General features: G+C 43.5%; 2 protein-coding genes. Both read left to right on the top strand.

The features are described 5' to 3' along the window. Positions 1-1,251, top strand: a 1,251-nt coding sequence (locus PRUB_RS02635; protein ID WP_198452307.1) for an RHS repeat domain-containing protein, incomplete at its 5' end; no start/stop codon positions are given. A 1,230-nt stretch (positions 1,252-2,481) separates the two neighbouring features. Continuing rightward, a partial coding sequence (locus tag PRUB_RS02630) for a hypothetical protein (protein WP_021032857.1) occupies positions 2,482-2,690 on the top strand: 209 nt, incomplete at its 3' end.

The following is a 2,690-nucleotide window of genomic DNA, read 5'->3' as shown; positions in this document are numbered from 1 at the left end:
CACAGCGATATGCTGGGCTCAACGGTGCTGGTGACCAATGACAGCGGCAGTGCGATTGCACAGTATATTTACGACCCTTGGGGTAAACAGCAGCGGGTGTATGCGGCTTCTGAAATGGGCAGCAGCCTGTTACCACTGACACAGATGCGGGCCTTTACCGGGCACGAGCAGGTAGATCAGCTCGAGGTCATACATATGAACGGGCGTATCTATGATGCCAATCTGGGTCGATTCTTACAGGCGGATCCGTTTGTTCAGTTCCCGGATTTAACGCAAAGCCATAACCGTTACAGCTATGTGCTGAATAACCCTTTGACTTACAACGACCCGAGTGGTTACTTCCTGAAGAAGTTAATGAAGATCACGGGGCTGAGCTCACTGCTCAAGGCCATTGCGAAGATCCCCATTCTGGATGCGGCGGTCAGTATTGCGTTGGGGATATATGCGCCCTGGGCATTGCCGTTATATCAGGGGCTGAAAACCTATGCGGTAACGGGGAGTTTTGGTGCAGCACTCAAGGCCTATGTGATCTCCAGCGTGACCATTGGTGTTTCTGAAGTGATTGGAGGCGCGTTACCTTTTGAAGCGGGAGGCTTAACTGCGGTCGCGAATGTTGCTTCTCATGCGATGGTTGGGGGGATCACCTCTGTCCTACAAGGGGGCAAATTTGGTCACGGTTTTGTCAGCTCTATGGTGACGGCGAGTATGAAAGGGTTTATGAACCCTAAGACCACAAACTTTGGTAATGCCTATACCCGGACTATCATTGCTGGGCTCGTTGGAGGCACGGTCTCTGAACTCACCGGAGGTAAGTTCGCGAATGGTGCAGTCACTTCTGCCATGCAGTGGTGGTACAATGCTGAAAAGGGTGGAAAAGTAGAGCAAGAAAGAAAGGAAATTGAACAAAAATACGAGAGAGATAAGCAAAGGTTAATAGCCAAATTTGAATCCACAGTCGATGAGATGATAGAAAAAGGCTACAAATATGACGGTAGTCCTATCATCAACAATATGATGAGTTCTGTTGGTGCTTCTTACCTGGGGTGTGGTGCGCAGGCAAAATATCTAAATATTAGATTGTATAAGATGAATTATGGAAGCCTTGAACTTAGATGGGATTTCAATATTCATAGTGAGTATCTACCATTTAGGCACCAATTCGTTGTTGGTACACCACAGATTGAGGGTGTTGCACTACCGGCGGTGAGATTCGATACCTGGAAAGGGAGTTATGAGCAATATGAAGACTAATAGAAATCTAATGCTCTTTGCTGGGTGGAGTGTCTTTGCATTAAATGTTGTCACACTTATCGCAACAGTAAAAAGTAGCTTTTTAATATTTTTACTTGTCTTTACAGGCACTGCGATATTGTATTTTTCCTATATTAAAGGCAATTATGCATCACATGTATGTATCCCATATCGACTAAGTGTTGTCATAGGGGGGATTGTTTGCGTCTCAGGAGCTGTTATAGCGATACTTGGTAATTTAGGGTTTTTAGACTGAGGAATAGGCTGTATTGAGTTTATATGTGGCAATTAGTAGATAGAGATCTAATTGTTTCTTACTTAATTTTCAGCCTTCGTCGTGATAACCGCAAACTGACTAAGTGTGATAGCTAAAAACATCCATGAACGCTTTTGTGGTGTCAAGTGAATGGAGCCACGAGATAGCGAACTTTCGTTATCTCGTGTGTTCTATTTAATGTTTTGAAGCGATGTTTGAAGTTTAAAGTGTTGCTCATGAAATCCATGGACTAATAATCATTGTACTTTTCCAGCGTACTCCATGGCTTTGGGCTACGGAGCAGGAACACGGCGTTTTCCTTTTCGCATCAAGTTGAGTTTTAGCATATTGTAAACTCGCTCAACACATTTTTTGTTCCATGTTTTGCCCTGATGTCGCAGCCGTTTAAAAAGCTTAGACAATCTCCAGCGAGGGTGACGCTCTACAAGTAACAACAACGCATCGATTATCTCATCAATTGGTGGCTGTTCGTGTGTGTATTAATAGACACTTCGATCTGGTCCTGTAACCTCACAAATAAGTGCCGTACTTAACCCAAACTGGACAAGAACATGCTTAACTCACACTCTACGCTTGCTTGTGCTTAGGGCCCAAGAGCCGGCGCAATTTATGGCGGAGTTGCACCTGAGCTTAGCTCTTCTGAGACTCCTATGGTGCCTGTTCTAAATTGACGTGCGAATGAGCTGAGCGCTTTTATAATGAGTATTGTAATCAAGGGTGCCAATAAGTTTTGCGGTTGGTCAACAAGCGTTCTTTTGTTTTTCTGTCTTTGACAAAGTAGGCTCAGTGTCTATCAGTTATCAAATAATATAATATATTGTTTCTCATATTAATCATTTGTTCATTTTCCCGGTTTAGGTATAATCTCAGCCTGAATTTTGTTCAGAGAGATTGTCTTTTGTTGCGCTAAGGCTCTTTAAGGTAAATAAAACCAGTCAGGGATTTTGGAAAATATGAAAACGATAATACAAATAATAAGCTTGTTATTTCTGTTTTCCTCACTGGCACAGGCGAGTGTTGCACAGTCGCCCAGTGTCTATGAGGATAGCTCGGGAAATATCTATATTCAGTCGCCCAAGCAGTTTGTCTTAATTGCTGGTGACATTAATCTGCCTTTACACGTCTACCCCACCATGGGGTTGCTCAAACTAAGATACAGTAA

Origin of the sequence: Pseudoalteromonas rubra, assembly GCF_000238295.3 — a bacterium.
Classification (GTDB): Bacteria; Pseudomonadota; Gammaproteobacteria; order Enterobacterales; family Alteromonadaceae; genus Pseudoalteromonas; species Pseudoalteromonas rubra.
This window is presented reverse-complemented; position numbering and strand designations above follow the sequence as displayed.